This window comes from uncultured Thermus sp., from assembly GCF_938010445.1.
Lineage (GTDB): Bacteria > Deinococcota > Deinococci > Deinococcales > Thermaceae > Thermus > Thermus altitudinis.
The window spans coordinates 1-25,071 of record NZ_CALLUR010000052.1 but is presented as its reverse complement, the minus strand read 5'-3'; the positions used below and the strand labels follow the sequence as shown (position 1 = coordinate 25,071).

26 protein-coding genes and 1 tRNA gene are annotated in these 25,071 nt (G+C 65.6%); 14 read left to right on the top strand and 13 right to left on the bottom strand.

Going from position 1 to position 25,071, the window contains the following annotated elements:
• The coding region (locus tag Q0693_RS02935) for a glycosyltransferase (protein WP_298629079.1) at nt 1–409 on the top strand (409 nt) is incomplete at its 5' end.
• A gap of 344 nt (nt 410–753) precedes the next feature.
• Here Q0693_RS02935 and Q0693_RS02930 read toward each other — a convergent pair.
• From Q0693_RS02930 to Q0693_RS02920, 3 genes are all read right to left on the bottom strand, one after another.
• A complete protein-coding gene (locus Q0693_RS02930; RefSeq protein WP_298629077.1) occupies nt 754–1,464 on the bottom strand; it encodes a chromosome segregation protein ScpA in 711 nt (236 codons plus the stop codon).
• A complete protein-coding gene (gene trpS / locus Q0693_RS02925) occupies nt 1,461–2,474 on the bottom strand; it encodes a tryptophan--tRNA ligase (protein WP_298629075.1) in 1,014 nt (337 codons plus the stop codon). The genes Q0693_RS02930 and trpS overlap by 4 nt, the downstream gene beginning before the upstream one ends.
• A 41-nt stretch (nt 2,475–2,515) precedes the next feature.
• A tRNA-Leu gene (locus Q0693_RS02920) sits at nt 2,516–2,602 on the bottom strand.
• A 442-nt stretch (nt 2,603–3,044) separates the two neighbouring features.
• Between Q0693_RS02920 and leuC the strand changes: the two genes are divergently transcribed.
• Genes leuC through ilvD form a run of 8 tightly spaced genes read left to right on the top strand, consistent with a single transcriptional unit; the run spans nt 3,045 to nt 10,091 of the window.
• Nucleotides 3,045–4,457, top strand: coding sequence for a 3-isopropylmalate dehydratase large subunit (leuC, locus tag Q0693_RS02915; protein WP_298629073.1), 1,413 nt, complete (start codon nt 3,045–3,047; stop codon nt 4,455–4,457).
• 3 nt (nt 4,458–4,460) lie between these two features.
• Nucleotides 4,461–5,066 (top strand): 3-isopropylmalate dehydratase small subunit, encoded by a 606-nt coding sequence (gene leuD, locus Q0693_RS02910; RefSeq protein WP_298629071.1) that lies wholly within the window; start codon nt 4,461–4,463, stop codon nt 5,064–5,066.
• A complete protein-coding gene (gene leuB, locus Q0693_RS02905) occupies nt 5,063–6,100 on the top strand; it encodes a 3-isopropylmalate dehydrogenase (RefSeq protein ID WP_298629069.1) in 1,038 nt (345 codons plus the stop codon). Before leuD ends, leuB begins: the two co-directional genes overlap by 4 nt.
• 5 nt (nt 6,101–6,105) lie before the next feature.
• Nucleotides 6,106–6,636: a Uma2 family endonuclease gene (locus Q0693_RS02900; protein ID WP_298629067.1), complete on the top strand. Its 531-nt coding sequence runs from the start codon at nt 6,106–6,108 to the stop codon at nt 6,634–6,636.
• Nucleotides 6,633–7,166, top strand: a complete 534-nt coding sequence (locus Q0693_RS02895) for a Uma2 family endonuclease (protein ID WP_298629065.1) — start codon at nt 6,633–6,635, stop codon at nt 7,164–7,166. The genes Q0693_RS02900 and Q0693_RS02895 overlap by 4 nt, the downstream gene beginning before the upstream one ends.
• Nucleotides 7,163–7,696 (top strand): Uma2 family endonuclease, encoded by a 534-nt coding sequence (locus tag Q0693_RS02890; protein WP_298629063.1) that lies wholly within the window; start codon nt 7,163–7,165, stop codon nt 7,694–7,696. The genes Q0693_RS02895 and Q0693_RS02890 overlap by 4 nt, the downstream gene beginning before the upstream one ends.
• On the top strand, nt 7,693–8,427 hold the full coding sequence (locus Q0693_RS02885) for an SDR family NAD(P)-dependent oxidoreductase (protein WP_298629061.1): 735 nt from the start codon (nt 7,693–7,695) through the stop codon (nt 8,425–8,427). Before Q0693_RS02890 ends, Q0693_RS02885 begins: the two co-directional genes overlap by 4 nt.
• Nucleotides 8,424–10,091, top strand: a complete 1,668-nt coding sequence (gene ilvD, locus Q0693_RS02880; protein WP_298629059.1) for a dihydroxy-acid dehydratase — start codon at nt 8,424–8,426, stop codon at nt 10,089–10,091. Before Q0693_RS02885 ends, ilvD begins: the two co-directional genes overlap by 4 nt.
• Here ilvD and Q0693_RS02875 read toward each other — a convergent pair.
• From Q0693_RS02875 to Q0693_RS02835, 9 genes are read right to left on the bottom strand one after another with little or no spacing between them, the layout of a single operon-like run.
• Complete coding sequence (locus Q0693_RS02875) at nt 10,088–10,468, bottom strand: cytochrome c (RefSeq protein ID WP_243029299.1); 381 nt, start codon at nt 10,466–10,468, stop codon at nt 10,088–10,090. The two genes, ilvD and Q0693_RS02875, sit on opposite strands and share 4 nt — an antisense overlap.
• 35 nt (nt 10,469–10,503) lie before the next feature.
• Complete coding sequence (locus Q0693_RS02870; protein WP_298629057.1) at nt 10,504–11,562, bottom strand: spermidine/putrescine ABC transporter substrate-binding protein; 1,059 nt, start codon at nt 11,560–11,562, stop codon at nt 10,504–10,506.
• Nucleotides 11,559–12,338 (bottom strand): ABC transporter permease, encoded by a 780-nt coding sequence (locus tag Q0693_RS02865; RefSeq protein WP_298629055.1) that lies wholly within the window; start codon nt 12,336–12,338, stop codon nt 11,559–11,561. The genes Q0693_RS02870 and Q0693_RS02865 overlap by 4 nt, the downstream gene beginning before the upstream one ends.
• On the bottom strand, nt 12,335–13,195 hold the full coding sequence (locus Q0693_RS02860) for an ABC transporter permease (RefSeq protein ID WP_298629054.1): 861 nt from the start codon (nt 13,193–13,195) through the stop codon (nt 12,335–12,337). The genes Q0693_RS02865 and Q0693_RS02860 overlap by 4 nt, the downstream gene beginning before the upstream one ends.
• Nucleotides 13,188–14,258, bottom strand: a complete 1,071-nt coding sequence (locus tag Q0693_RS02855; protein WP_298629052.1) for an ABC transporter ATP-binding protein — start codon at nt 14,256–14,258, stop codon at nt 13,188–13,190. The genes Q0693_RS02860 and Q0693_RS02855 overlap by 8 nt, the downstream gene beginning before the upstream one ends.
• Nucleotides 14,259–14,297: 39 nt before the next feature.
• On the bottom strand, nt 14,298–15,377 hold the full coding sequence (gene rodA / locus Q0693_RS02850) for a rod shape-determining protein RodA (RefSeq protein WP_298629050.1): 1,080 nt from the start codon (nt 15,375–15,377) through the stop codon (nt 14,298–14,300).
• Nucleotides 15,378–15,383: 6 nt separating this feature from the next.
• Nucleotides 15,384–15,602 carry a cell division topological specificity factor MinE gene (minE, locus tag Q0693_RS02845; RefSeq protein ID WP_298629048.1) on the bottom strand — a complete coding sequence of 73 codons (219 nt, stop codon included), beginning with the start codon at nt 15,600–15,602 and terminating at the stop codon, nt 15,384–15,386.
• Nucleotides 15,602–16,405: a septum site-determining protein MinD gene (gene minD / locus Q0693_RS02840; RefSeq protein WP_298629046.1), complete on the bottom strand. Its 804-nt coding sequence runs from the start codon at nt 16,403–16,405 to the stop codon at nt 15,602–15,604. The genes minE and minD overlap by 1 nt, the downstream gene beginning before the upstream one ends.
• The gene (locus Q0693_RS02835) at nt 16,402–16,710 is read right to left on the bottom strand and encodes a helix-turn-helix domain-containing protein (RefSeq protein WP_243027139.1); all 309 of its coding nucleotides are present in this window, start codon (nt 16,708–16,710) and stop codon (nt 16,402–16,404) included. Before Q0693_RS02835 ends, minD begins: the two co-directional genes overlap by 4 nt.
• 104 nt (nt 16,711–16,814) lie before the next feature.
• Here Q0693_RS02835 and Q0693_RS02830 point away from each other — a divergent pair, with 104 nt between their 5' ends.
• From Q0693_RS02830 to Q0693_RS02820, 3 genes are read left to right on the top strand one after another with little or no spacing between them, the layout of a single operon-like run.
• Entirely contained in the window at nt 16,815–16,952 is a 138-nt protein-coding gene (locus tag Q0693_RS02830) for a hypothetical protein (protein WP_243027138.1), read from the top strand.
• Nucleotides 16,953–16,961: 9 nt separating this feature from the next.
• Nucleotides 16,962–18,506: a methylmalonyl-CoA mutase family protein gene (locus tag Q0693_RS02825; protein ID WP_243030189.1), complete on the top strand. Its 1,545-nt coding sequence runs from the start codon at nt 16,962–16,964 to the stop codon at nt 18,504–18,506.
• Nucleotides 18,507–18,509: 3 nt separating this feature from the next.
• Nucleotides 18,510–18,896, top strand: coding sequence for a nuclear transport factor 2 family protein (locus tag Q0693_RS02820; RefSeq protein WP_243030188.1), 387 nt, complete (start codon nt 18,510–18,512; stop codon nt 18,894–18,896).
• A gap of 56 nt (nt 18,897–18,952) precedes the next feature.
• Here Q0693_RS02820 and acs read toward each other — a convergent pair whose 3' ends face one another.
• Entirely contained in the window at nt 18,953–20,899 is a 1,947-nt protein-coding gene (acs, locus tag Q0693_RS02815; RefSeq protein ID WP_298629042.1) for an acetate--CoA ligase, read from the bottom strand.
• Nucleotides 20,900–21,027: 128 nt separating this feature from the next.
• Here acs and Q0693_RS02810 point away from each other — a divergent pair, with 128 nt between their 5' ends.
• Nucleotides 21,028–23,562, top strand: coding sequence for an AMP-binding protein (locus tag Q0693_RS02810; protein ID WP_298629040.1), 2,535 nt, complete (start codon nt 21,028–21,030; stop codon nt 23,560–23,562).
• A partial coding sequence (locus Q0693_RS02805) for an AMP-binding protein (RefSeq protein ID WP_298629038.1) occupies nt 23,540–25,071 on the top strand: 1,532 nt, incomplete at its 3' end. The genes Q0693_RS02810 and Q0693_RS02805, both read left to right, overlap by 23 nt.

The window sequence follows — 25,071 nt, the reverse complement described above, 5'->3', positions numbered from 1 at the left end:
GCTGAAGTTAGTCATGGTGGGGGACGGTCCCTTAAGGGCAGAGGTGGAGAGGGAGGTAAGGGATTGGGGAATCGGGGAACGGGTCCTCCTCTTGGGCGCTAGGGAGGCTAGGGAGGTCCTTCCGGCCTTCGATGTTCTCCTCATGACCAGCCGCTATGAGGGATTTCCCTATGTGGTCCTCGAGGCCTTCGCCCTTTCCATACCTATCGTCTCCGCCCCTACCCCGGGGCTAGGGGAGTGGCTGAGAGAGCACGGGGCCCTCGTGGCAGAAAAGGCGCATCCCGACGCACTTGCTGCTGCTCTGGAAAAGGCCTTGCTCGCCCATACTCAACCGCCTACTTGGAATCAGGAATGGTCATCGGAAAGAATGGTGGAGAAAACCCTAGCACTCTACCAAACTATCCTTTAACCCTTGCCGAGCTCTGTTTATCAGCCAGAACCCCAAAGGTCTACTCCCACGTGTCAGCTATATATAGTTGCCGATCACGCGACCTTGGGCGCCTTCCCTTTCCCAAAGGGCCACAGCCCTGGCTGCAAGGCATGTTTGGGGCAAAGCTTCCAAAGGAACGGCACGGGGACCTCCGCCACCAAACAAGGCTTTGCGGCCTCCCTTTTAAAGGAGAAGTGAGGACCAACTGGCACATTGCCCTAAGGCACGCCTTCCAAAGGCTTGCGCCGCTCAGCCGGAGTCTCCTCTGAGGCTAGATGCAGCCAGGGAGCCAGGCAGCTTGATCCAGGGTACCCTTCAATCGCCTAGGACCAGGGCCCCGCTGGAGGGAGGTTCCCCTGGCCATACGACTTTGGCAACGGACTAGACACCAACCCTTCCTCCTGGTCCCCAAACACCCTTTCCACCCAAAGAGGGCCAAAGTTCTCCTCCTGCTCCAGGCGCACCCGCCCCAAGCGAAAGGCCTCCAAGAGGGCGGCGAAGCCCATGGCCCGCTCCCCCCAAGTCCTTAGGGGAAACCGGTGGAAGGGAAGGCGCCCCCGCAGGAAGGCCTGGATCCGGGCCCAGGCCTCCATGAGGCCAAAGGGCTCCTGGCCCAGGGCCAGGACAGCCCTTCGATAGGGCCTTGCCGCCTCGACCAAGGCCCTTGGGGGAAGGCGGAGGGCGGGCTTGGGAAGGGGGGGCGGGGAGACGGGGATGAGCCGGGAGCGCTTCTCAAGCCGTTTCTGCAAAAAGGCCACGGTCTCGGAAAGGTCCAAAAGCACCTGCACCAAGGGGGCTTCCTCCCCTTCCTCCTTGGGGACCAGGGCCTTTTGTGGGGAGAGCTTCAGCAGCAAAAGCTCAGCCAGGAGGGGAAGGAGCTCGCTCCTGGGCCTCAGGTCCTCCGGCACCTGGGCCAAGGCCTGCTCCACCACCAGGAGAAGGGGTATGGCCCTTGGGGAAAGGCGGCCCCGCCTGAGGGCCTCCCGGAGCTCCCAAGGGGTGCCGGAAAAACCGGGGAACTCCAGCCGGATCACCGGTACACCGGGCGCTTGGCGGGAAGGAGGAGGCCCACCTTTTCCCGCACCTCCTCCATGGTGGCCTGGGCCACGGCCCGGGCCCGCTTGGCCCCATCCAAGAGGGCGTCCATCACGTAGTCGGGGTCCTTCTTGAGGGCCTCGGCCCGCTCCCGGATGGGCCTGAGGACCTTCATCATCTCCTCAAAGAGGATCTTCTTCACCGTCAGGGTGCCGATCCCCGCTTTCCGGTACTCCTCCTTTAAGGCCTCCACCAGCTCCTTGGGGGCGAAGTAGGAAAGGTAGGTGAAGACCACGGTCCGCCCCGGGTCCCCGGGGTCGGAAAGGCGGATGCGCTGGGGGTCATCGGGAAGGTGGCGGATCTTCTCCCAGATGCTCCCCTCGTCCTCCAGAAGGCCGATGGTGTTTCCCAAGGATTTGCTCATCTTGGCCTTGCCGTCAATGCCCGGCACCCGGGGGGCCTCGGGGTTGAGGAGGGCCTCTGGCTCGGGGAAGGTCTCCCCAAAAAGGGCGTTGAAGCGGCGGGCGATCTCCCGGGTGAGCTCAATGTGCTGCACCTGGTCCTCCCCCACCGGGACGGTATCCGCCTTGTAGATGAGGATATCCGCCGCCTGGAGCACGGGGTACATGAGAAGCCCGCTCCACACCGCCTCCTGCTTGGCGGCCTTGTCCTTGAACTGGGTCATGCGGGTGAGGTCCCCCAAGGGGGTGATGGTGGTGAAGACCCAGGAGAGCTCCGTGTGCTCGGGCACGTGGGACTGGACAAAGAGGGTGACCTTCTCCGGGTTGAGGCCGGCGGCCATGTTCACCAGGGCCGCTTCAAAGGTGCGCCGGGCCAGGGTGCTGGGGTCGTAGGCCAGGGGATTCGTGAGGGCGTGGTAGTCCACGATGCAGAAGAAGGCCTCCCGCCCTAGCCTTTCCCCCAGCTCCACCCACTGCTTGATGGCCCCCAGGTAGTTGCCGATGTGGATCTCCCCCGAGGGCTGGATGCCGGAAAGAACCCGCGTCATGGCCTTAAGAATAGCAAAAACCCCGCCTGAGCGGGGCCTTTTGGTGCCGGGGGCGGGACTTGAACCCGCACGTCCGTGAGGACACACGACCCTGAATCGTGCGCGTCTACCAATTCCGCCACCCCGGCAGACGCAAGGGTTATTGTACGGAAGGGCCCTATCCCCGTCAAGCCCTAGGGCAAAAGGGGACCACCGCCAGGGAGCATGAGGCGGTGTTGATGCCTGCCTTAAGCTCCTGGCGCAAGGCCAAAAGTTCAGCACTGATTCCCTGGCACAGGCGGTCCATGCGGGTTTCCCGGGCGCGAACCCGTCAAGATAGCCCCATCGGGGCTGACCCCGGGAGGGTGGCCATCGCCCCTTCCACAGTCCCTTCCCGCCCGTAGGGGCGCTCCGTGGTCATCTTCACTCTAGGCTAGCCCAGGCCTTGACCCCTGGGCCCAAGGGGCGTAGGCTATAGGGCAATGCGGCGGGGCTTCCTGCTAGACCTAGGCCGGGCGGGCCCGGTTTAGGGAAGCCCTGTTGCCTTCCCCCGGGCCCAAGGACCCGGGGGGTTTTCATAAGGGAGGGAGCATGGGGAAAACGCTTTACGAGAAGGTTTGGGAAGCCCACGAGGTGCGTAAGCTGAAAAGCGGACAGAGCCAGCTTTTCATAGACCTCCACCTCCTCCACGAGGTGACCAGCCCCCAGGCCTTCGGGATGCTTAGGGACCTGGGCCTTAGGGTACGCTACCCCCACCGCACCTTCGCCACCGTGGACCACATCGTCCCCACCCACGACCGCACCGAGCCCTTCCAGGACCCCTTGGCCCAGAGCATGCTGGAGGCCCTTAGGGAGAACACAAAGGAGCACGGAATCACCTTCTTTGACCTGGGAAGCGGGAACCAGGGCATCGTGCACGTGATCGGCCCCCAGCTGGGCCTCACCCAGCCGGGGATGACCATCGCCTGCGGGGACTCCCACACCTCCACCCACGGGGCCTTCGGGGCCGTGGCCTTTGGCATCGGCACCAGCCAGGTGCGGGACGTCCTGGCCACCCAGACCCTGGCGGCAAGGAAGCTGAAGGTACGGCGTATCAACATAGAAGGGAAGCTTGCCCCCGGGGTCTACGCCAAGGACGTGATCCTGCACATCATCCGCCACCTGGGGGTAAAGGGGGGACTGGGCTACGCCTACGAGTATGGGGGAAGCACGGTGGAGGCCATGGACATGGAAAGCCGCATGACCCTTTGCAACATGTCCATTGAAGGTGGGGCCCGCATCGGCTACGTGAACCCCGACGAGACCACTTTCGCCTACCTCGAGGGCCGCCCCTATAGCCCCAAGGGCGCGGAGTGGGAGGAGGCCAAAAGGCGCTGGCGGGCCATGGCCTCCGACCCCGATGCCACCTATGATGACGTGGTCACCTTCCGGGCGGAGGAGATCCCCCCCACGGTGACCTGGGGCATCAACCCAGGGCAGGCCGTACCCATTGATGGCCGCATTCCCCTTCTGGAGGAGCTTTCCCCCGAGGAGCGGCCCTTGGCCGAGGAGGCCTTGGCCTACATGGGCCTTAGGCCGGGGCAGCCCATCAAAGGGGTGCCCATCCAGGTGGCCTTCATCGGCAGCTGCACCAACGCCAGGCTTTCCGACCTCCGCGAGGTGGCCCGCCACCTGAAGGGCCACAAGGTGAAGAAGGGGGTGCGGGCCCTGGTGGTGCCGGGCTCGGAGTGGGTGGCCAAAAGGGCGGAGGAGGAGGGCATCGCCGAGGTCTTCCGGGAGGCGGGGTTTGAGTGGCGCAACCCAGGGTGCTCCATGTGCTTGGCCATGAACCCGGACCGCCTGCAAGGGGACGAGCTGGCGGCCAGCTCCTCCAACCGCAACTACAAGGGAAGGATGGGAAGCCCAAAGGGGCGCACGGTGCTCATGAGCCCCCTGATGGTGGCGGCGGCGGCGGTGACGGGAGAGATCGCCGACGCCCGGGAAGTCTTTGGGATTGGGAGGTAGGCCATGCTGGAGAAGTTCACGGTGATCCGCGGCCGGGCGGTGCCCCTTAGGGGCGAGGACATTGACACGGACCGCATCATCCCCGCCCGCTTCATGAAGGTGCTCACCTTTGAGGGGCTGGGGAAGTACCTCTTCTACGATGAGCGTTTTGACGAGAAGGGGAACCCTAAGCCCCATCCCCTCAACGACCCCCGCTACCAAGGGGCCAGCATCCTCTTGGTGGAGGCGGGCTTCGGCTCCGGAAGTAGCCGGGAGCACGCTCCCCAGGCCATCAAGCGGGCGGGGTTTAGGGCCATCATCGGGGAAAGCTTTGCGGAAATCTTCTTTGGCAACGCCACGGCCATTGGTCTCCCCTGCGTGACCTTGGCCCCTGAGGACCTGGCGGTCCTCTTCCAGGCGGTGGAGGAGGACCCGGCCCTGGAGGTGGAGGTGGACCTGGTCAGCAAGGAGGTGCGCTTCGGCGGGCGCACCGCTCCCCTCTTCATCCTCGAGGAGGCCCGGGAGGCCTTGGTGGAAGGCCTCTGGGACCCCATCGGAGAGCTCCTGCAAGCCGGGGAACTTCTGGACCAGTTTGACCGCCGCCTTCCCTACCCCAGGAGGTCGGAGTGAGGATTGCGGTTTTGCCGGGGGATGGCATCGGCCCCGAGGTGACCGAGGCCGCCCTAAAGGTCCTTAAGGCCCTGGACGAGGCCCATGGGCTGGGCCTCACCTACCAGGTTTACCCCTTTGGGGGGGCCGCCATAGACCAGCTGGGCGAGCCCTTCCCCGAGGCCACGCAAAGGGGGGTGGAGGCGGCCCAGGCGGTGCTTTTGGGAAGCGTGGGGGGACCTAAATGGGACAACCTTCCCCGCAGGATCCGCCCCGAGACGGGGCTTCTGGCCCTCAGGAAAAGCCAGGACCTTTTCGCCAACCTGCGCCCCGCCAAGGTTTTCCCCGGGCTGGAGCGGCTTTCGCCCCTCAAGGAGGAGATCGCCCGCGGGGTGGACGTGCTCATCGTGCGGGAGCTCACCGGAGGGATCTACTTCGGGGAGCCCCGGGGGATGTCGGAGGCCGAGGCCTGGAACACCGAGCGCTACAGCAAGCCCGAGGTGGAACGGGTGGCCCAGGTGGCCTTTGCCGCGGCCCAGAAGCGAAGGAGGCACGTGACCAGCGTGGACAAGGCCAACGTGCTGGAGGTGGGGGAGTTCTGGCGCAAGACGGTGGAGGAGGTCCACCAGGCCTACCCGGAGGTTTCCCTGGAACACCAGTACGTGGACGCCATGGCCATGCACCTGGTGAAAAACCCGGCCCGCTTTGACGTGGTGGTGACGGGGAACATCTTCGGGGATATCCTCTCCGACCTGGCCTCGGTGCTCCCTGGCTCCTTGGGGCTTCTGCCTTCCGCCTCCTTGGGCCGGGGCACCCCGGTGTTTGAGCCGGTGCATGGCTCCGCCCCCGACATCGCCGGCAAGGGGATCGCCAACCCCACCGCCGCCATCCTCTCCGCGGCCATGATGCTGGAGCACGCCTTCGGCCTGGTGGAGCTGGCCCGTCAGGTGGAAGGGGCCGTGGCGAGGGCGCTCCTCGAGGCGCCCCCTCCGGACCTGGGGGGCCAGGCGGGCACGGAAGCCTTCACCCAGGAGGTGCTCCGCCGGCTAAAATAGGGGAAATGCTCCGCTACCGTTTCAGCGCCGAGGACTTCCACCGCATGGCGGAGGCCGGCATCCTCCCCGAGGACGCCCGGGTGGAGCTGGTGGAGGGGGAAGTCGTGAACATGAGCCCCATAGGCAAAAGGCACGTCTATGCCCTAAACGCCCTGGTGGACCTCCTCTCCCCCCTTGTGGGCAAGGCGGTCCTTTCCGTGCAAAACCCCCTGGTGCTGGGCCCCGCCACCGAAGTCTACCCCGACCTAACCCTCCTCAGGCCCCCAAGGAGCCGCTACCGGGATCGCCTGCCCGAGGCCCAGGATGCCCTCTTGGTGGTGGAGGTGGCGGAGGCCTCGCGTGAGTACGACTTGGGGGTAAAGGTTCCCCTCTACGCCCAGGCGGGAATCCCCGAAGTCTGGCTGGTGGACCTGCTAGGCCATCAGGTACAGGTCTTCCGCAAGCCAGGGGAAAGCACCTATGGGGAGAACATCCTGGCCGAGGGCGAGCTGGAAATCCTGGGGCTCAAGATCCCGGTAAAGGAGGTCCTACCGTGACCCGCCACCGGATCTCCCTGGAGGAGTTCCACCGCATGGTGGAGGCCGGAGTCTTCCCCGAGGACCTCAGGCTGGAACTGGTGGAAGGAGAACTGGTGGAGATGAGCCCCATTGGCCCTAAGCACGCCTTCGTGGTGCGGCGGCTCACCGCCTTGCTGGCCCCTTTGGTCCAGTTGGGCAAAGCCCTTCTTTCCGTGCAAAACCCCTTGGTGGTGGGCGGATCCGAGCTCTACCCAGACCTGGTCCTTCTCCCCCCGCAAGGGGATAGTCCCCACCGGCACCCCCTGGGCCAGGAGGTCCTTTTGCTGGTGGAGGTGGCCGAGGCCTCCTTGGATTACGACCTGAACGTGAAAACCCCCCTCTACGCCCAGGCGGGGGTGCCCGAGGTCTGGGTGGTGGACCTAGCGCACCGTAGGGTACACGTGTTCCGCGACCCCCGTGGAGGGGGGTATCAGGAACGGCACACCTTAGAAGGAGGCGAGCTGGAAATCCTGGGGCTCAAGGTCCCCGTGAGGGAGGTGCTGCCATGACCCGCCACCGGATCTCCCTGGAGGAGTTCCACCGCATGGTGGAGGCCGGAGTCTTCCCCGAGGACCTTAGGCTGGAACTGGTGGAAGGAGAGCTTTTGGAGATGAGCCCCATTGGGAAACGCCACGCCGCCAAGGTGGCTAGGCTTACCGCCCTCTTCAGCCCCCTTGTGCCCCATAAGGCCATCCTCTTTGTGCAAAGCCCCTTAGGGGTAGGGGATTCGGAGCTCCATCCCGACCTCGCCCTCCTCCGCCCCCGGGCTGACTTTTACGAGGACCATCTGCCCCAAGGGCACGAGGCCTTTCTGGTGGTGGAGGTGGCGGAGACCTCCCTGCCCTATGACCTAGGGGTAAAGGTCCCCCTCTACGCCAAAGCCGGCATCCCTGAGGCCTGGGTGGTGGACCTGGTAGGAGGAAGGGTCTTGGTGCATAGGGAGCCGGGAGAAGGAGGCTACAAGGAGGTGAGGGCCCTGGGGCCGGGCGAGACCCTGGCCTTCATGGGGGTGGGGATCCCCGCGGAGGAACTCCTATGAGGAGGACCCTGATCCTCACCGGGGCCAGCCGCGGAATCGGCCGGGCCTTGGCCTTGGAGCTGGCCCGATCCGGCTATGACCTGGTGTTGAACGCCCGCTCGGAAGGCCCCTTGAGGCAGGTGGCCGAGGAGGTGCGGGCCCTAGGGGTAAGGGCAGAGGCGGTGGCGGGAAGCGCCGGCCAGGCCAAGGTGGCCCAAGAACTGGTGCGGAAGGCCGAGGCCCTGGGGGGGTTTTACGGCTACATCCATAACGCCGGCGTCCTTCACCCGGGGCCCTTGGTCTATGAGCTGGCCGAGCCCCTCTTCTTGGAGGTCCTCGAGGCCAACCTCATCGCCGGGTACCAGCTGGCCCGCTTTGCCTACCCCCTTCTGCGGCCACGGGGAGAGGGGGTGGTGGTCTACGTGGGCTCGGGGGCGGCGGAGTCTAACCTCCCCGGCATCGGGGCCTATGCCGTGGCCAAGGCCGCCGAGGAGCACCTGGCCAAGCAGCTGGCTGCGGAGGTGCCCGAGATCACCTGCTTCGTCTACCGGCCCGGGGTGGTGGAGACGGATATGCAACGCCAGGCCCGCGAGGCCCAGGGAAGCGCCGCCCCGGTGCTGCACCAGGTTTTCCGCGGGTACAAGGAGGAAGGCCTCCTCCTCACCCCAGAAAGGGCGGCAGAGGCCCTGGTGCGCCTTCTCCAAAGGCCGCGGCAGTACCATGGAAGGATCGTTTCCTGGAGGGACACATGAAATCGGACCGCATCAAGAAAGGCTTGCAGCAAGCCCCCGCCCGTTCCATGCTCCGGGCGGTGGGCGTGGGGGACGAGGACTTTGCTAGGCCCTTCGTGGGGGTGGTGAACACCTTCACCGACGGCATGCCCTGCAACTACCACCTTCGCCAGCTGGCCTTGGACCTTAAGGCCGGGCTTCGGGAGGCCGGGGTCTTCCCCTTTGAGTTCGGGGCCCCCGCCATCTCCGATGGCATCAGCATGGGCACTCCCGGGATGCGGGCCAGCCTGGTGAGCCGCGAGGTGATCGCCGACAGCGTGGAGCTGGTGGCCCAGGGCTACCTCTATGACGGCATGGTGGTCCTCTCCGCCTGCGACAAGACCATCCCCGGGGGGGCCATGGGGGTGATCCGCAGCGGGGTTCCGGGCATGGTCCTCTACGGGGGCACCATCGCCCCCGGGGAGTGGCAGGGGAGGAAGCTCACCATCGTTTCCGTGTTTGAGGCGGTGGGGCAAAGGGCTGCGGGAAGGATCACCGACGAGGAACTTTTGGAGATTGAGCGCCGGGCCATCCCTGGCCCCGGGGCCTGCGGGGGCCAGTACACCGCCAACACCATGGCCATGGCCCTCGAGGCCCTGGGCCTCTCCCCCGTGGGCTACAACGCTATCCCCGCCGTGCACCCGGAAAAGCCCAGGGCCACCCGGGAAGCGGGCCGCATCCTGGCCCAGGCCCTAGAGCGGGACTGGAAGCCCAAAGACTTCCTCACCAGGAGGAGCTTCCTCAACGCCATCGCCGCCGTGGCCGCCACGGGAGGAAGCACCAACGCCGTGCTCCACCTGCTGGCCATCGCCAAGGAGGCGGGGGTGGAGCTTTCCTTGGACGACTTTGACCAGGTTTCCCGCAAGACCCCGGTGATCGCCGACCTCCTCCCCTGGGGCACCTACACCGCCTGGGAGCTCTACGAGGCTGGGGGCACCGCCTTGGTCTTCAAGAGGCTCCTGGAGGCGGGGCTTCTCTATGGGGACGAAAGGACCCTCACCGGCAACACCCTGGCCGAGGAGGTGGAGCGGGCCTACCGGGAGGCGGAGGGGCAGCGGGTGGTCTTCCCCGTGGAAAAGGCCTTGAAGCCCCAAGGGGGCCTGGTGGTGCTAAGGGGCAACCTGGCACCCAGGGGTGCGGTTTTGAAGCTGGCCGGCACCGAGCGCACCTACTTTGAGGGGCCGGCCCGGGTCTTTGACTCCGAGGAGGCCGCCATGGAAAAGGTCCTGGGCAAGGAGATCCGCCCCGGGGACGTGGTGGTGATCCGTTACGTGGGGCCCAAGGGGGCTCCCGGCATGCCGGAGATGCTCTCCGTCACCAGCGCCTTGGTGGGGGAAGGCCTGGGCCCTGAGGTGGCCCTCCTCACCGATGGCCGCTTCTCCGGGGGCACAAGGGGGCTCATGATCGGCCACGTGGCCCCCGAGGCCTTTGTGGGAGGCCCCATCGCCCTGTTGCAGGAGGGGGATAGGGTACGCATTGACGTGGAAAGGCGGCTTCTGGAGGTCCTCCTTCCCGAGGAGGAGCTAGGGAAACGCCAGGAGCGCTGGCAACCCCGGCCTCCCGCCTTCACCCACGGGGTTTTCGCCCGCTATGCCGCCCTGGTGCGGCAGGCGGATGAGGGAGCGGTCCTGGAAGACCCCCTTTAAGGGCGCTTCACCTTGTCGGGAGTGAGGTTTAGGCCCCGCTCCCGGCGGATCTCCTCCACCGTAAAGGCCTCCCCCTTGGCCTGGAGAAGGGCCCTTAGGTGGTTCAAAAGGGCGGCCAGCTCCTCATCCTTGAGCTGGGCGAAGCCAGGCATGAGCCCTACCTCCCCCTTCCTGCCGTAGAGGACCACCAGGACCAGGTAGCGCCTACCCTCCGGGGTGGCGAAGAAGGGGGCTGCCCCCTGGAGGCCGGGGTAAGGCTTTACCCCTTGGGCCTTGTCCCCGTGGCAGACGGCGCAGGTTTTGGCCCATAGCCCTTCCGCCCCTTGGGCCCAGGCCAGGCCTGGGCCCAAAAGGAGAAGAAGGAGAAGTTTCCTCATGAGGGCAGTATAGCCCACGGGAAGACGGGCCGTCTTTAGCGGGCCTTCACCTCGGTCCAGACCCGGTCGTAAAGGGCGATATCCGGCCCTAGGTCCTTAAGGTACTCCAGCTTTTCCCGCACCTCCTCCGGAGGGAAAACCGTGGGGTCCTGGCGCATCTCCTCGGGAAGAAAGGGTAGGGCCTTGGCCACCGGGGTGGCATAGTGGGTGTACTGGGCCAGGGAAGCGGCGTTTTGAGGCTCCAAGAGAAAGTCTATGAAGCGGTAGGCCAAGTCCTGGGCCGGGCCCCGCTTCAGGACCACCAGGGCGTCGGTCCAGAGGGTGCCCCCCTCCTTGGGGATGGCGTAGCGGAGCCTTTCGTCCTCCTGCCTGGCCTGGAGGACATCCCCGGAATAGGCGAGGGCCACCGCCGCATCCCCGCCCAGGATGCGGTTTAAGGCCTCCACCCCTCCAGCGAAGCCCACGGAGCGGCGCTTGGCCTCGAGGAGAAGCCCCTGGGCCTTCTCCAGGGCTTTCGGGTCCGTGGTGTTCACCGAGTAACCCAAGTACTTCAAGGCCGCCCCGATGGTCTCCCGCATCTCGTCCAGGAGGAGGAAGGGCCCCACCTGCCTGGCCGGGTCAAAGAGCACGGCATAGGAATCCACAGGGCCCTTTACCAAATCCTCCCGGTAGGCCAGGCCCGTGGTGCCCCAGAGGTAGGGCACGGAGTACCGCAGGCCAGGGTCGTAGGGCGGGTCCAGGAAAAAGGGGTCCAGGTTGGCCAGGTTCTTCAACCGTTCCTTCTCCAGGGGGGCGAGGAGGCCCTCCCGGGCCATCTGGAGCACGTAGTAGTCGGGGGCCACCACCAAGGAGAACTCGCGGTCCGCCCCCGCCTTCAGCTTGGCCAGCATGGCCTCGGGGGACTCAAAGGTGTCCAGGACCACCTTGGCCCCGGTTTCCGCCGCGAACTTCTTAAGGAGGTCCTCCGGGATGTAGTCGGCCCAGTTTAGGAAGTACAGGGTCTCCCCCGCCCCGGGAGCCGGCCTCGGCCTGAGGACATAGACGCCCAAACCCAGCAAAAGGAGCGCCAGCAAAAGGATGCCCCAACGCTTCATACCCTCCTCCGGCCTAAAGCATACCCCAAGGCCAGGAAGAAGGCGCCAAGGCCAATGATCAGGGTGGATAAGGCGTGGACCTTGGGGCTTACCCCCAGCTTGACGCTGGAATAGATGTACAGGGGCAGGGTGGTGGCCCCGGGCCCAGCGGTGAAGAAGGTGACCACGAAGTCGTCCAGGGACAGGGTGAGGGCCAGAAGGGCCCCCGCCGCCACCCCCGGCCAGGCCAGGGGCAGGGTTACGTACCAAAAGGTCTGCCACCCCCGGGCCCCTAGGTCGCGGGCCGCCTCCTCCAGGGCTGGGTCCAGGAGAAGGAGCCTGGAGCGCACCACCAGGGTCACGAAGGCCACCTGGAAGGTGATGTGGCCCAGGATCACCGTAAGCAGGGAAAGCCGGGGAAAGCCCAAAACCTCCCGGGCCAGGGCGAAGAGGAGGAGGAGGGAGACCCCCATGACCACGTCGGGCACCACCACGGGGATATAGAGGAGGTAGCGCAAAAACCCCTTACCGGGAAAGCGGTAGCGCACAAGCCCCACCGCCAAAAGCGTGCCCAAAAGGGTGGCCACCAGGGTGGACACCAAGGCCACCGTGAGGGTGTTCAGGAAGTATTCCAGGACCCTGGGGTCCTGGAAAAGGGCCCGGTACCAATCCAGGGTGAAGCCGGTGAAGCGCACCCCCCGGCGGCTTTCATTAAAGGAAAGGGCTACGATCACCAGGATGGGCAGATAGAGGAAAAGGTAGACCAAGAGGGCGTGAAGGGAAAGGAGTCTTTTCATACCAACTCGTCCAACCCCCTTTCCCCTTGAAGCCGGGCATAGAGGTAAAGGGCCAGGAGCACGAATCCCATAAGGAAGACGCTAAGGGCCGCCCCAAAGGCCCAGTCCCGGGTAAGGCCGAACTGTTGCTGGATGAGGTTGCCGATCAAGACCACCCTACCTGCCCCCAAGAGGTCCGCCACCACGAAGGTGCCCATGGCGGGGATAAAAACCAGCACGCTACCCGCAAAAAGCCCAGGGTAGGTCTGGGGCAGGACCGCGTGCAGGAAGGCCCTAAAAGGCTTGGCCCCCAGGTCGTAGGCCGCCTCCAGAAGCTGCCAGTCCAAGCGTTCCACGCTGGCGTAGACCGGCAGGACGAAAAAGGGCAAAAAGGTGTAGACCGTGGCCAGGAGAACCGCAAAAAAGGAGGGGTAGAAGGTAAAAGGCCCCAGGCCGAAGGCCCCCAAAAGGGCGTTCACCAGGCCTTCCCGCTGCAAGAGGACCAGCCAGGCATACACCCGGATCAAGAAGTTGGTCAAAAAGGGCAAAAGTAGCAGGAAAAGGAGGAGGTCCCGCCGGGGATGGCGGGCGATGTAGAAGGCCAGGGGATAGCCCATGAGGGCCGAAAGGAGGGTGGCCAGAACGCCCACCAAAAGGCTTTGGGCAAAGGCTTCCAAGTAGGCGGGCTGAAGGAGCTTGGCGTAGTTGTGGAGGCCCCAGGGCCCGCCGAGTTCCCCATAAGGCCCGCGGGTGAGGAAGGAGGCCACGAGCACCAAAAGGGTGGGGATGAGGACAAAGACCAGTAGCCAAAGCCCCCCAGGGCCCACCGTCACCAGGACCCGGAAAAGCCGCCGCCAGGGGGTAGCCGCCTCATTCATGGAGCACCACCAGGTTCTCCGGGGGGAGGTAGCAAAGAACCTCCTCCCCATAGGAAAACTCCTCCGCCCCTGGCTCCTGTAGGTCCTGGTTTAGGGTGTAGGCTAGAAGCCTTACCTCCCCTGAGCGCAGGTAGTACTGGTTTTCCGCCCCCGTGTAGACGATCTCCTCCACTTTGGCCCGCACCAGGTTGTCCCGGGCTGGGGCTCCGTTCCCCAGGGGGTAAAGGCGGATCTTCTCGGGCCGGATCACCAAGAGGGCCTCCCGCACCAGGGGCTCCTTTAGGCGCAAGGGACCCAGGGGGGTTTCCGCCCCCAGGGGGTGGGGCCTGGCGGGGAGGAGGTTGGAGCGGCCCAGGAAATCCGCCACGAAGCGGTTCTTGGGCCTTTCGTAGACCTCGTCGGGCAAGCCCACCTGCTCAATCCTTCCCGAGCGCATCACCGCAATGCGGTCGGACATGACCAACGCCTCTTCCTGATCGTGGGTGACGAAGATGAAGGTGGTGCCAAGCCTTCGCTGAAGCTGCATGAGCTCCACCCGGAGCTCCTGGCGGAGCTTTAGGTCCAAGGCGGAAAGGGGTTCGTCCAGAAGGAGCACCTGGGGTTCCAGCACCAGGGCCCGGGCCAGGGCCACCCGTTGCCTCTGTCCCCCGGATAACTCCCTTGGGTAGCGCCTTTCCAGGCCCACAAGGTCCACCAGCTCCAAGGCCCAGGCCACCTTCTTGCGGACCTCCCCCGGGGAAAGCCCCTTCATGCGCAGGCCGAAGGCCACGTTGCCCTCCACGGTCATGTGGGGGAAGAGGGCGTAGTTCTGGAAGACGGTGTTCACGGGCCGGTCGTAGGGGGGAACCCGGGAGACGTCCCGGCCTGCGATCTCTATGCGGCCGGCATCCGGGGTATCAAACCCGGCCAAAAGCCGCAACAGGGTGGTCTTCCCGCAACCCGAGGGCCCCAGGAGGCTAAAGAACTCGCCCTTTTGCACCTCGAGGTCCACGCCATCCAAGGCCACCACCTCGCCAAAACGCTTGCTTACCCCCACAAGGCGGACCAGCGCTTCCCCGGCCACGGGGCCTAGTTTAGGGTGCCGGGGCCTGGGGCACAACCCTCATGGGGTTGCCCGGTCCCGGTGCACGAGGAGCACCAGGCCCAAGGAGAGAAGGGTGGCCATAAGGCTGGATCCTCCGTAGGAGAAAAGGGGCAGGGTAAGGCCCGTTACCGGCATCACCCCCAAGGCCACCCCCAGGTTCACCAGGACCTGGAAGCCCAGCATCCCCCCCACCCCGGCGACAAAAAGGCGGTCGGATAGGCGGGGGCACTCCAGGGCCACACCCAGGATTCGCAGGAGAAGAAGCCCATAAAGGGCCAATAAGGCCGCCACCCCCACAAACCCCCACTCCTCGGCCCACACGGCGAAGACGAAGTCCGTGTGGCGAAAGGGGACAAAGCCCAGCTGGGTCTGGGTGCCCTGGCCATACCCCTTGCCGAAAAGCCCTCCCGAGCCGATGGCGATGGTGGACTGGATCACCTGGAAGCCCTGGCCCAGCGGGTCCCGGTAGGGATCCAAAACGATGAGGACCCGCTCCCGCTGGTAGGGCTTGAGGTTCGGCCAGACCACGGTGGGCACCAGGAGAACCAGGGCGAGAAAGCCCACCAAGATGTGCTTCCAGGGCAACCCCCGCACGAAGAGCACGGTGAAGGCGCCAAAAAGGACCACCAGGCTACCCCCCAGGTCCGGCTGCAGGAGGAGGAGGGCCAGCACGGGAGCCGTCAACAGGCCCGGCAGGAAGTAGTCCCACACCCGGCGCACCTCCCGCGACTCCAAAAGCCGGGCCAAGGCCAGGATGAGGCCCAGCTTGGCCAGCTCCAGGGGCTGGAACTGCAAAGGCCCCAGCACGAACCAGGCCTTGGCCCCGTTGATCTCCCGACCGAAGGCCAGTACGGCCACCAGGAGGAAGAGGGAAAGGGCATAAAGGGGGTAGGCCAGGGCGAAGACGGTGCGGCGGGAGAGGAACTGCACCCCCACCGCCAGCAAAAGACCCAGGCCGAAGGCCCCAAGCTGGCGGCTTAAGAGGCTAGGGTCAGGGGCGGCGCTTCGCAGGTTGAAAAGCCCCAAAACCGCGATGGTTACGGCAAGGAGAATCAGGCCCCAGTCGTAGGCCAGAAGGTTTGGGCGCCGGAGCACCATGGGCCTTTACCGGAGGGGAATATCGGCGATCAGGACCATCTTCTCCCCCCGCTCCTCCAGGGCCACGTTCACTTCCTCTTGGGCGGGGAAGTAACGGCGCAACACCTCCAAAAGGTCCCGCTTCAGGTTCTCCACCAGGCCCGGGGAAAGCTTGGCCCGGTCGTAGGCCAGGACCAGCTTGAGCCGCTCCTTGGCCTTATCCTTGCTCCGCCTGCGCCACCACATCAGCGACCTCCGAAGAGCCGCCGGATCACCGACAACAGCCCCTGGCTATCCTCCAGGCTGCGGAAGGGAACCTCCTCTCCCCGGATGCGGCGGGCGGTGTCCATGAAGGCCTGGGCGGCGGGGCTTGTCCCCTTGAGGACCAAGGGTTCCCCCTGGTTGGTGGAGACGAGGACCTGCTCGTCCTCGGGGATGATGCCGATGGGCTTAAGGCCCAGGATCTCCACCACGTCCTCCACGGAAAGCATATCCCCCCGGGCCACCATCTTCGGCCGCAGGCGGTTGATGACCAGGAAGTTTTCCCGGATCTCCCGGGCCTCCAGGAGGCCGATGATGCGGTCGGCGTCACGCACGCTGCTGACCTCGGGGTTCACCACCACCAAAGCCCCTTCCGCCGGGGTGGCGGCGGTCTGGAAGCCCTTCTCAATGCCGGCGGGGGAATCGATGAGCACGCGGTCAAAGCCCTCCTCTTGGAGGAGGTATTGGACGAGCTCCTTGAAACGGCCGGGGTCCAGGGCCTCCTTGTCCTTGGTCTGGGAGGCGGGGAGGAGGAAGAGGTTTTCTATGCGCTTGTCCCGGATCAGGGCCTGGCGCACCTTGGCCCGTCCCTCCAGAACGTCAATGAGGTCAAAGACCACCCGGCCCTCGAGGCCCATGACCACATCCAGGTTCCTGAGGCCCACGTCCACATCCACCACCGCCACCTTCTCCCCCAGTTTGGCCAAGGCCGCCCCCAGGTTGGCGGTGGTGGTGGTCTTCCCCACGCCACCCTTGCCCGAAGTCACCACAATGGCTTTCGCTTTCACCTTTTGCCCTCCTGCACGGCCTCCAATATCTCGTCCAATGCGTCCAAAAATTCCAAAACCCGCTTACCCCGCGGGGTCAGGACATATTCTACCCGGGGCGGGACCTCCGCGTAGGCCTGCCGCTGGACGAACCCCAGGAGGTGGAGCTCCCGAAGCCGCTCCGCCAGGGTGCGGGGGGAAAGGCCCAGGTGGGTGCCCAGATCGGAAAAGCGGGAGGTACCGCGGCTTAGGGCCAAAAGCACCTCGGGGGCTCCGCGCCGGGCCAGCACCTTAAGCACCTTCCGGGTGTTCTTGGAGAGGGCCATGGCCCAATGCTAGCAAAAGAAGGCATAGCTATCCACAGGTAAAGCCTTGGCCCCCACCCCCATCCCTGGGCCCTTGGACCCCCAAGGTGTAGGCTAAAAGGGGGATGAGAGGGGAAACGAAACCCGACTGGAAGGACTTCCTGGCCCTGGTGCTGGCCACGTATAGCCTGCTCCTGCCGCCCCTTCTCCTGATCCTGGGTGCCCTTTTTCTCTTCCTTTTCCTGGTGCGGATTTTCCTGTAAAACTAGGGCATGGAAGGCCTCTTTGAGTCCCTGCCGGAGGGTTACCGGGAAAAGCTGGGCCGCCCCGGGGAGTATCCCTACACCCGGGGCATCTACCCGCGGATGTACCTGGACAGGCTTTGGACCATGCGCCAGTATGCGGGCTTCTCCACCGCCGAGGAGTCCAATGCCCGCTACCGATACCTACTTTCCCAGGGCCAGACAGGCCTAAGCGTGGCCTTTGACCTGCCCACCCAGCTGGGCCTAGACCCCGACCACCCCATGAGCGTGGGGGAGGTGGGGCGGGTAGGGGTGTCCATCGCCACCCTGGAAGACATGAAAAAGCTCTTTGCGGGCATCCCCCTGGACCAGGTTTCCACCAGCATGACCATCAACGCCCCCGCCATGATGCTCCTGGCCCTTTACCTCTTGGTGGCGGAGGAACAAGGGGTCCCCTGGGAAAAGGTCTCCGGCACCGTGCAAAACGACATCCTCAAGGAGTACTTCGCCCGGGGCACCTACATCTACCCCCCGGGGCCTTCCATGCGCCTGGTAACGGATATCTTTGAGTTTTGCGCAAGGCAGGTCCCCCGCTTCAACACCATTTCCATCTCCGGCTACCACATCCGCGAGGCGGGCGCCACTGCCGCCCAGGAGATCGCCTTCACCCTGGCCGACGGCAAGGCCTACGTGCGGGCCGCCTTGGAGCGGGGGCTTGAGGTGGACCAGTTCGCCCCCAGGCTCTCCTTCTTTTTCGCCGCCCACGGGGACATCTTTGAGGAGGCCGCCAAGTTCCGGGCCGCCAGGAGGCTTTGGGCCCGCATCATGCGGGAGGAGTTTGGGGCCAAGGACCCGAGAAGCTGGGCCCTCCGCTTCCACACCCAGACCGGGGGCTCCACCCTTACCGCCCAAGAGCCCCTAAACAACGTGGTGCGCACCGCCTACCAGGCCCTGGCCGCGGTCTTGGGGGGCACCCAGAGCCTGCACACCAACGCCTACGACGAGGCCCTGGGCCTCCCCACGGAGAAAAGCGCCCTTTTGGCCTTGCGCACCCAGCAGATCCTGGCCTACGAGAGCGGGGTCACCCGGGCCATAGACCCCTTGGGGGGAAGCTTCTACGTGGAGCACCTCACGGACCACCTGGAAACCGAAGCGGAAAGGCTCATCCGGGAGATCGACGCCCTAGGGGGTGCGGTGGCGGCGGTGGAGGCCGGGTACTTCCAGCGGGCCATAGAGGAGTCCGCCTGGCAGTTCCAAAGGGAAGTGGAGGAGGGCCGGCGCATCATCGTGGGGGTAAACCGCTTCGCCGATCCCCATAGCCCCCTCAACGAGCCGACCCCCGTGCAGCGCATAGACCCCGCGCTCCACGAGAGGCGCAAACGGGAACTGGCCGCATTCAAGGCCGAGCGGGACGGGGAAAGCGTGCGGATCGGCCTGGAAAACCTGCGCCGTGCGGCAAAAGGAAGCGAGAACCTATTCCCCCACGTGCTGGAGGCCTTCCGCCGCCGGGCCACCCTGGGGGAGGTCTGCGGGGTGCTCAGGGAGGAGTGGGGGGAGTACCAGCCGGGGAGGTGAACCGTGGAGGGCGAGGCGGAACTTTGGAAGTTTCTGGAGAGGCATCTTGAGAGCATCTACCAAGGGGACCCCGAAGGCTACCGGGCCACTACCCATGAGGAGCTTTCCCTATACGAGTGGTTCGTGACCCCGCACCGGTTGGACGGGCTTCCCTTCCACCTTTACATGACCGAGCGCCGCTGGGCTACGGGAGGCAAGCCCTACCGCCTGGACCTTTTGGAAAGGCGCCTGCAGCGCTACGGGGACGTGGCCATCTTCAGCTACACCCTGCTGCTTACCGTGGAGGAGGAAGGAGGCCTAAGGCACCGGGCGGTGAACGAAAGCCGGGTGGCCGTGCGCTTCCCCGAGGGCTGGAAGGTGGTGCACGTGCACAAGAGCCCGGCCCAGTAGCGTCCCCACCTGAGCCCCCAGGGCCGGGTATACCCGGCCCTGGGACAGGGGGGAGGCTAGGCCCCTTCCTTGAGGCGCTCCACCACGGAGCGGTCCTCGAGGGTGGAGGTATCCCCCTTGATCTCCTTCTCCCCAGCAGCGATCTGCCTTAGGAGGCGGCGCATGATCTTGCCGGAGCGGGTCTTGGGCAGGGCCTCGGTGAAGCGCACCTCGTCGGGGCGGGCAATGGGCCCGATCACCTTGGCCACATGGGCCTTCAGCTCGTCCCGTAAGGCCTCGGAAGGAGCGTGCCCCTCCTTCAGGGTCACGAAGGCCACAATGGCCTCCCCCTTCAAGGGGTCGGGCCGGCCCACCACCGCCGCCTCGGCCACCGCGGGGTGGGAGACCAGGGCGGACTCGATCTCCATGGTGCCCAGGCGGTGCCCGGCCACGTTCAGGACGTCATCCACCCGGCCCAGGATAAGGTAGTACCCGTCCTTATCCCGCCTAGCCCCATCCCCGGTGAAGTAGTTGCCGGGGTGCTGGCTGAAGTACTGTTGCCGGAAGCGCTCCGGGTCCCCCCAGACGGTGCGCAGCATGCTGGGCCAGGGACGGGTGATGCACAGATGCCCGCCCTCGTCCGGATTCTCCACGGGCTTGTGCTCCGAATCCAAGATCTCTGGTTTTATGCCAAAGAAGGGCTTACCCGCATGCCCGGGCTTCATGGGGTGCGCCCCGGGCAGGGTGGTGATCATGATGCCCCCGGTTTCCGTCTGCCACCAGGTGTCCACGATGGGGCAGCGCCCCTTGCCAATCACCTGGTAGTACCAGAGCCAGGCCTCGGGGTTGATGGGCTCCCCCACGGTGCCCAAAAGGCGCAGGGAGTCCAGCCGGTGCCTAAGGGGCCAACCCTCCCCCCACTTCATGAAGGCCCGGATGGCGGTGGGGGCGGTATAGAGGATGTTCACCCCGTACTTGTCCACGATCTGCCAGAAGCGGTCGGGCTCGGGCCAGTTGGGGGCTCCCTCGTACATCAGCGTGGTGGCTCCGTTCAAAAGGGGCCCGTAGACCACGTAGGAGTGACCGGTGATCCAGCCCACATCGGCGGTGCACCAGTACACGTCCTCGTCCTTCAGGTCAAAGACCAGCTTGGTGGTGAGGTAGACGTAGGTCATGTAGCCGCCCAGGGTGTGGAGGACCCCCTTGGGCTTGCCCGTGGAACCCGAGGTGTAGAGGATGAAAAGGGGCTCCTCGGCCTCCATGGGCTCGGCCTCGGCCCGGTCGGAGGCCGCCTCCATGAGCTCGTGCCACCAGTGGTCCCGGCCTGGGGTCCAGGGCACCTCCTCCCCGGTGCGGCGCACCACCACCACGTGCTCCACGCTGGAGACCTCCCTTAAGGCCTCATCGGCGTTCCCCTTGAGGGGCACGATCTGGCCTCGGCGGTAACCGCCATCGGCGGTGATGAGCACCTTGGCCTCGGCATCCTTGATGCGGTCGGCCAAGGCCCCGCTGGAGAAGCCGCCAAAGACCACGGAGTGCACCGCCCCGATGCGGGTGCAGGCCAGCATGGCGATGGCCGCCTCGGGGATCATGGGCAGGTAGATGGTGACCCTATCCCCCTTCTTCACCCCCAGGCGCTTCAGGACGTTGGCGAACTTCTGCACCTCCCGCCAGAGGTCGTGGTAGGTCAAAACCCTCTCCTCCCCCGGCTCCCCTTCCCAGATGAGGGCCGCCTTGTTGCGACGCCAGGTCTTTACATGGCGGTCCAGGGCGTTATAGGAAAGGTTGGTCTTGCCACCCACGAACCACTTGGCATGGGGCAGGTCCCCCTCCAAGACCTTCTGCCAGGGTTCAAACCAGTGGAGCTCGGAGGCCACCCGTCCCCAGAAGCCCTCGGGATCCTTTAGGCTCTCCTCATACAGGCGCTCGTACTCCTCCTCGCTCCTTATGTGGGCCTGTTGCCGGAAGGCCTCGCTGGGGTAAAAGACCCGCTCCTCCTTGAGAACGCCCTCTATCCGGTCCATATACCCTCCCTTGGCCTTTAAGGATAGGCTGGCCCCAGGGCGGGGTCAAGAAAAGGGGGGTTTTTCACCATTTGCCAAACCCCCCTTTTCTTGACAGGCGGGTCTCGGTTTGCCCAACATAAGCGTAAATGGCCAGGAAGAGAAGCCTCTCCACGGTCCAAGCGGCCTTGCGCATCCTGGCCTACCTGGCCGAGCACCCGGAAGGGGTGGAGGTGAAGGAGGTGGCCCGCCTCCTGGGCAAAAGCCTCTCCACGGCCTATGCCCTTCTCAACAGCCTCGAGGAGGAGGGGTTTGCGGTAAAGACGGAACGGGGGTACCGACTGGGCCAGGCCAAGCCCTTGCGGTTGGAGACCACGCCCCTGGAGGAAGCCTTGGAGGAACTCTACCTCCGCACCCGGGAACGGTGCTACCTGGCCCTCCTGACCCCAGAGGGGGTGCGGCTCAAAACCCGGGGACGGCAGGGGCAACCCCACCCCCTGGGGGACACCTTGCCGGAGGAGGTCCATGCCCTGGCCTTGGGCAAGGTCCTCTTGGCCTACGGGGCCTTGCCCTTACCGCCACTCCATCCCCGAACCCCCTACACCCTGACCGACCCCTTGGCCCTCGAGGCGGAACTCGCCCGCATCCGGGAATCGGGGCTGGCAGCGGAAATGGAGGAGTACGCCCTAGGGCTTTCCGCCCTGGCCGCTCCCCTTTTTGGACCCGAGGGCGGGCTTCTAGGGGCCCTGGGGGTGGTGGTGCCCGCCAGGCGTTTTCCCTTTGCCTTCGGCCGCCTGGCCCGCGCCCTTTCCGAGGTGGCCCAGGTTTCCGCCCACCTGCGCCCCCCCGAGCCTCCGAGCCTGGCTCCGCCCGCCCTGGAGCCCGGTCCGCACCTGGAGGTGGTGGAGCCCCCACGCCCCCTTAAGGAAGAGGCCAACCTGCGGGACTATGCCGCCGCTTACCGGGCGGGCCTCGAGGACCCCGAGGCCTTCTTCGGGGGCTTCGCCCGGGAGTTTGTCTGGGAAACCCCCTGGGAAAAGGCCTGGGATCCGGAAAGCCGGCGCTGGTTTCTGGGCGGGCACACCAACGCCGCCCTCAACGCCTTGGACCGGCACCTGCCCGCCAAGGCCCAGCAGGTGGCCCTCCTCACCCTGAACGGGGAAGGGCAGTTGGCCAAGTGGACCTACCGGGAGCTCTTAGACCTTTCCCGCCGCCTAGCCGGGGTCTTCCAGGCCCGGGGCGTGAGGCGGGGTGACCGGGTGGCCCTCTACCTGCCCACCGGCGCGGAAGCGGCCCTAAGCCTTCTTGCCCTGGCCCGGATAGGGGCCATCCACGTGGCCCTGCCTGTAGGCCTGGGCCCAGAGGCCCTTAGGGAGCGGCTTTTGCAAAGCCAGGCCCGGATGCTTGTCGCCGCCGACGGCTACTTCCGCCGGGGCCAGCTCATCCCCTTGAGGCCGGTGGTGGAAGCCGCCCTTTCCGGCCTGGAGCTGCCGGTGCTCTGGCATACCCGGGGCACCACGGAGTTTTTGGAACGGGCCGCGGAGGGAAAACCCGTGGAGGCCGTAGCCGTCCCTGCCCAGCACCCCCTTTTCATCCTCTACACCTCAGGTTCCACCGGAAAGCCCAAGGGCGTGGTCCACGGCCACGGGGGGTACATGGTGGGCGTGGGATGGGCCCTGCGCTACCTCTTTGACCTGAAGCCAGGGGAGGTCTTCCATACCACCGCTGACCTCTTCTGGGTGGTGGGGCATTCCTTCGGCCTCTACGCGCCCCTTTTCCTAGGGGGCACCAGCCTCCTGGTGGAGGACCGGCCCGACCACCCCAGCCCCGCCGCCTTTTACGAGCGGCTAAAGCGCCTAGGGGTGGACGTGCTCCTCACCTCCCCCACGGTGCTCCGCACCCTGCGCCGCCACGGGGAGGCCCGGCCCACCTCCTTGCGCCTGGTGGGCAGCGTGGGGGAAGCCCTGGCCCCGGAGGTGTGGCGCTGGACCCGGGAGAACCTGGCCTGGCCCCTGGACAACTGGTGGCAGACGGAACTGGGAGCCCCGGCTTTGGCCACGCCCATAACCCTTCCCGCCAAGCCGGGCTTTGTGGGGGTGCCCCTTCCGGGAGTGGAGGCCCGGGTGGTGGATGGCGAAGGCCGGGTTCTGCCCCCTGGGGCCAAGGGGCACCTGGTCCTTCTCCGCACTGGCCCAGCCCACATGGTGGACCTCCTGGGAGGGGAAAGCCCATGGAAAGGGGAACTCTTTTGGACCGGGGACCTGGCCACCTGGGACGAGGAAGGCTACTTCCGCATCCTGGGCCGTTCGGAGGAGGTCATCAAGGCGGGGGAGGCCAGGCTGGGCACCGCGGAGGTGGAGGCGGCCGCCCTCACCCACCCCCAGGTGGCGGAGGCCGCCGCCATCGGCATACCCGGGGAAGAGGGGGAGGAGATCGTGGTCTTCGTGGTACCCAGGAAGGAGGTGCCGGAGGAACTTAAGGCCCTCTTGGCGGAAAAGCTCAAGGCCCACCTCCTAAGGCACCTGGGCCCCGTGCCCCCACCCCGGATCCTTTTCGCGGAGCGGTTGCCCCGCACCCGAAGCGGGAAGATCCTGAGGCGCCTCCTAAAGGCGGAGCTCCTGGGGTTAGAACCTGGGGATGTATCGGTTTTGGAGGAGGAGTATGGCGGTACAAAAGCTTCTTAAGGCAGAAGAGCGGCTTTGGGCCCCGGAGGAGGTGCGCCGGAAGGCGAATCTCCAGAACTTTTTTGAAGAGTACCGGCGTAGCCTCGAGGACCCCGAGGGTTTCTGGGGAGGATGGGCCAAGCGGTTCCACTGGGAAACACCCTTCCAAAAGGTCCTGGAATGGAACCCCCCCGAGCACCGCTGGTTTTTGGGAGGCACCACGAACGTGGTCTACAACGCTTTGGAACGCAACGTGGAAAGGGGCCTCAGGAACAAGGTGGCCCTCCTTTACCTGGCCGAGGACGGCCGGGAGGAAAAGCTCACCTACGGGGAACTCCTGGACCGGGTGCGCCGGCTGGCCACGGGGCTAAAACGCCTGGGGGTGGAGAAGGGCGACCGGGTGGTGATCTACATGCCCCTGACCCTGGAGGGCATCGTGGCCATGCTGGCCACCGCCTATTTGGGGGCCATCCACAGCGTGGTCTACGCCGGGCTTGGGGTGAGCGCCTTAAGGGAGCGCATCCTGGACGCCGGCGCCAAACTCCTCATCGCCGGGGATGTGAGCTTCCGCCGAGGCAAGGGGGTGGACCTCCGCTCCATCGTGGAGGAGGCCATCAAGGACCTGCCGCTGAAGGTGGTCTGGTTCCAGAGGGCTTTCAAGGCCGAGCTACCGGAGGGGCACCACGACTTCCAGGAACTCCTTTGGGGAAACCCCCCCGAGGCCCAGGCGGAGATGGTGGACGCCGAGCACCCCCTTTTCATCCTCTACACCTCAGGCTCCACCGGCAAACCCAAAGGGGTGGTGCACGTGCACGGGGGGTACATGGTGGGCACCACCTACCACCTGCGCACCTTCTTTGACGTCAAGGACCAGGATATCTTCTGGGCCACCAGCGATATCGGCTGGATCGTGGGGCATTCCTACATCGTCTACGCCCCCCTTTTGGAAGGCATCACCAGCGTCCTCCGGGAAGGCGCCCCCGACTATCCCGACCCCGGGGCCTTCTGGCAGGTGGTGGAGCGCTATCGGGTGAACGTGATGTTCACCGCCCCCACCGCGGTAAGGCTCTTCATGAAGTTCGGCCCCGAATGGCCAGGAAAGTACGACCTCTCCTCCTTGCGCCTCATCGCCGTGGCCGGGGAGCCCCTAAACCCCGAGGCCCTGCGCTGGGCTTACCGGCATCTGGCGGACGAGGGAAGGCGGGGCTTCGTGGCCGACAACTGGTGGCAGACGGAGCTGGGTGGGCCCACCTTGGGCACCCCCCTGGTCCTCCCCGCCAAGCCGGGCTTCGCCGGGGTGGCCTTGCCGGGGGTGGAGGCGGAGGTGGTGGACGAGGAGGGGAAACCCGTTCCCCCGGGGCAAGGGGGGCTTCTGGTGTTGAAGCGCCCCTTCCCCCACATGATGCGCACCGTCTGGGGCCACCACGACCGCTACCTCCAGTACTGGCGCGAGGTGCCGGGGAACGTGTACGTGGCCGGGGACGTGGCCAGCAAGGATGAGGAGGGGTACTTCAGCGTCCTGGGCCGGGC

Excerpts from the sequence above, each read along its gene's own strand:
- trpS (WP_298629075.1), bottom strand. The coding sequence starts at position 2,474 with ATGACGCGGGTTCTTTCCGGCATCCAGCCCTCGGGGGAGATCCACATC.
- leuC (WP_298629073.1), top strand. The coding sequence starts at position 3,045 with ATGGGGAAAACGCTTTACGAGAAGGTTTGGGAAGCCCACGAGGTGCGT.
- leuD (WP_298629071.1), top strand. The coding sequence starts at position 4,461 with ATGCTGGAGAAGTTCACGGTGATCCGCGGCCGGGCGGTGCCCCTTAGG.
- Q0693_RS02900 (WP_298629067.1), top strand. The coding sequence starts at position 6,106 with ATGCTCCGCTACCGTTTCAGCGCCGAGGACTTCCACCGCATGGCGGAG.
- Q0693_RS02890 (WP_298629063.1), top strand. The coding sequence starts at position 7,163 with ATGACCCGCCACCGGATCTCCCTGGAGGAGTTCCACCGCATGGTGGAG.
- Q0693_RS02885 (WP_298629061.1), top strand. The coding sequence starts at position 7,693 with ATGAGGAGGACCCTGATCCTCACCGGGGCCAGCCGCGGAATCGGCCGG.
- ilvD (WP_298629059.1), top strand. The coding sequence starts at position 8,424 with ATGAAATCGGACCGCATCAAGAAAGGCTTGCAGCAAGCCCCCGCCCGT.
- Q0693_RS02875 (WP_243029299.1), bottom strand. The coding sequence starts at position 10,468 with ATGAGGAAACTTCTCCTTCTTCTCCTTTTGGGCCCAGGCCTGGCCTGG.
- Q0693_RS02870 (WP_298629057.1), bottom strand. The coding sequence starts at position 11,562 with ATGAAGCGTTGGGGCATCCTTTTGCTGGCGCTCCTTTTGCTGGGTTTG.
- Q0693_RS02865 (WP_298629055.1), bottom strand. The coding sequence starts at position 12,338 with ATGAAAAGACTCCTTTCCCTTCACGCCCTCTTGGTCTACCTTTTCCTC.
- Q0693_RS02860 (WP_298629054.1), bottom strand. The coding sequence starts at position 13,195 with ATGAATGAGGCGGCTACCCCCTGGCGGCGGCTTTTCCGGGTCCTGGTG.
- rodA (WP_298629050.1), bottom strand. The coding sequence starts at position 15,377 with ATGGTGCTCCGGCGCCCAAACCTTCTGGCCTACGACTGGGGCCTGATT.
- minE (WP_298629048.1), bottom strand. The coding sequence starts at position 15,602 with ATGTGGTGGCGCAGGCGGAGCAAGGATAAGGCCAAGGAGCGGCTCAAG.
- Q0693_RS02835 (WP_243027139.1), bottom strand. The coding sequence starts at position 16,710 with ATGGCCCTCTCCAAGAACACCCGGAAGGTGCTTAAGGTGCTGGCCCGG.
- Q0693_RS02830 (WP_243027138.1), top strand. The coding sequence starts at position 16,815 with ATGAGAGGGGAAACGAAACCCGACTGGAAGGACTTCCTGGCCCTGGTG.
- Q0693_RS02825 (WP_243030189.1), top strand. The coding sequence starts at position 16,962 with ATGGAAGGCCTCTTTGAGTCCCTGCCGGAGGGTTACCGGGAAAAGCTG.
- acs (WP_298629042.1), bottom strand. The coding sequence starts at position 20,899 with ATGGACCGGATAGAGGGCGTTCTCAAGGAGGAGCGGGTCTTTTACCCC.
- Q0693_RS02810 (WP_298629040.1), top strand. The coding sequence starts at position 21,028 with ATGGCCAGGAAGAGAAGCCTCTCCACGGTCCAAGCGGCCTTGCGCATC.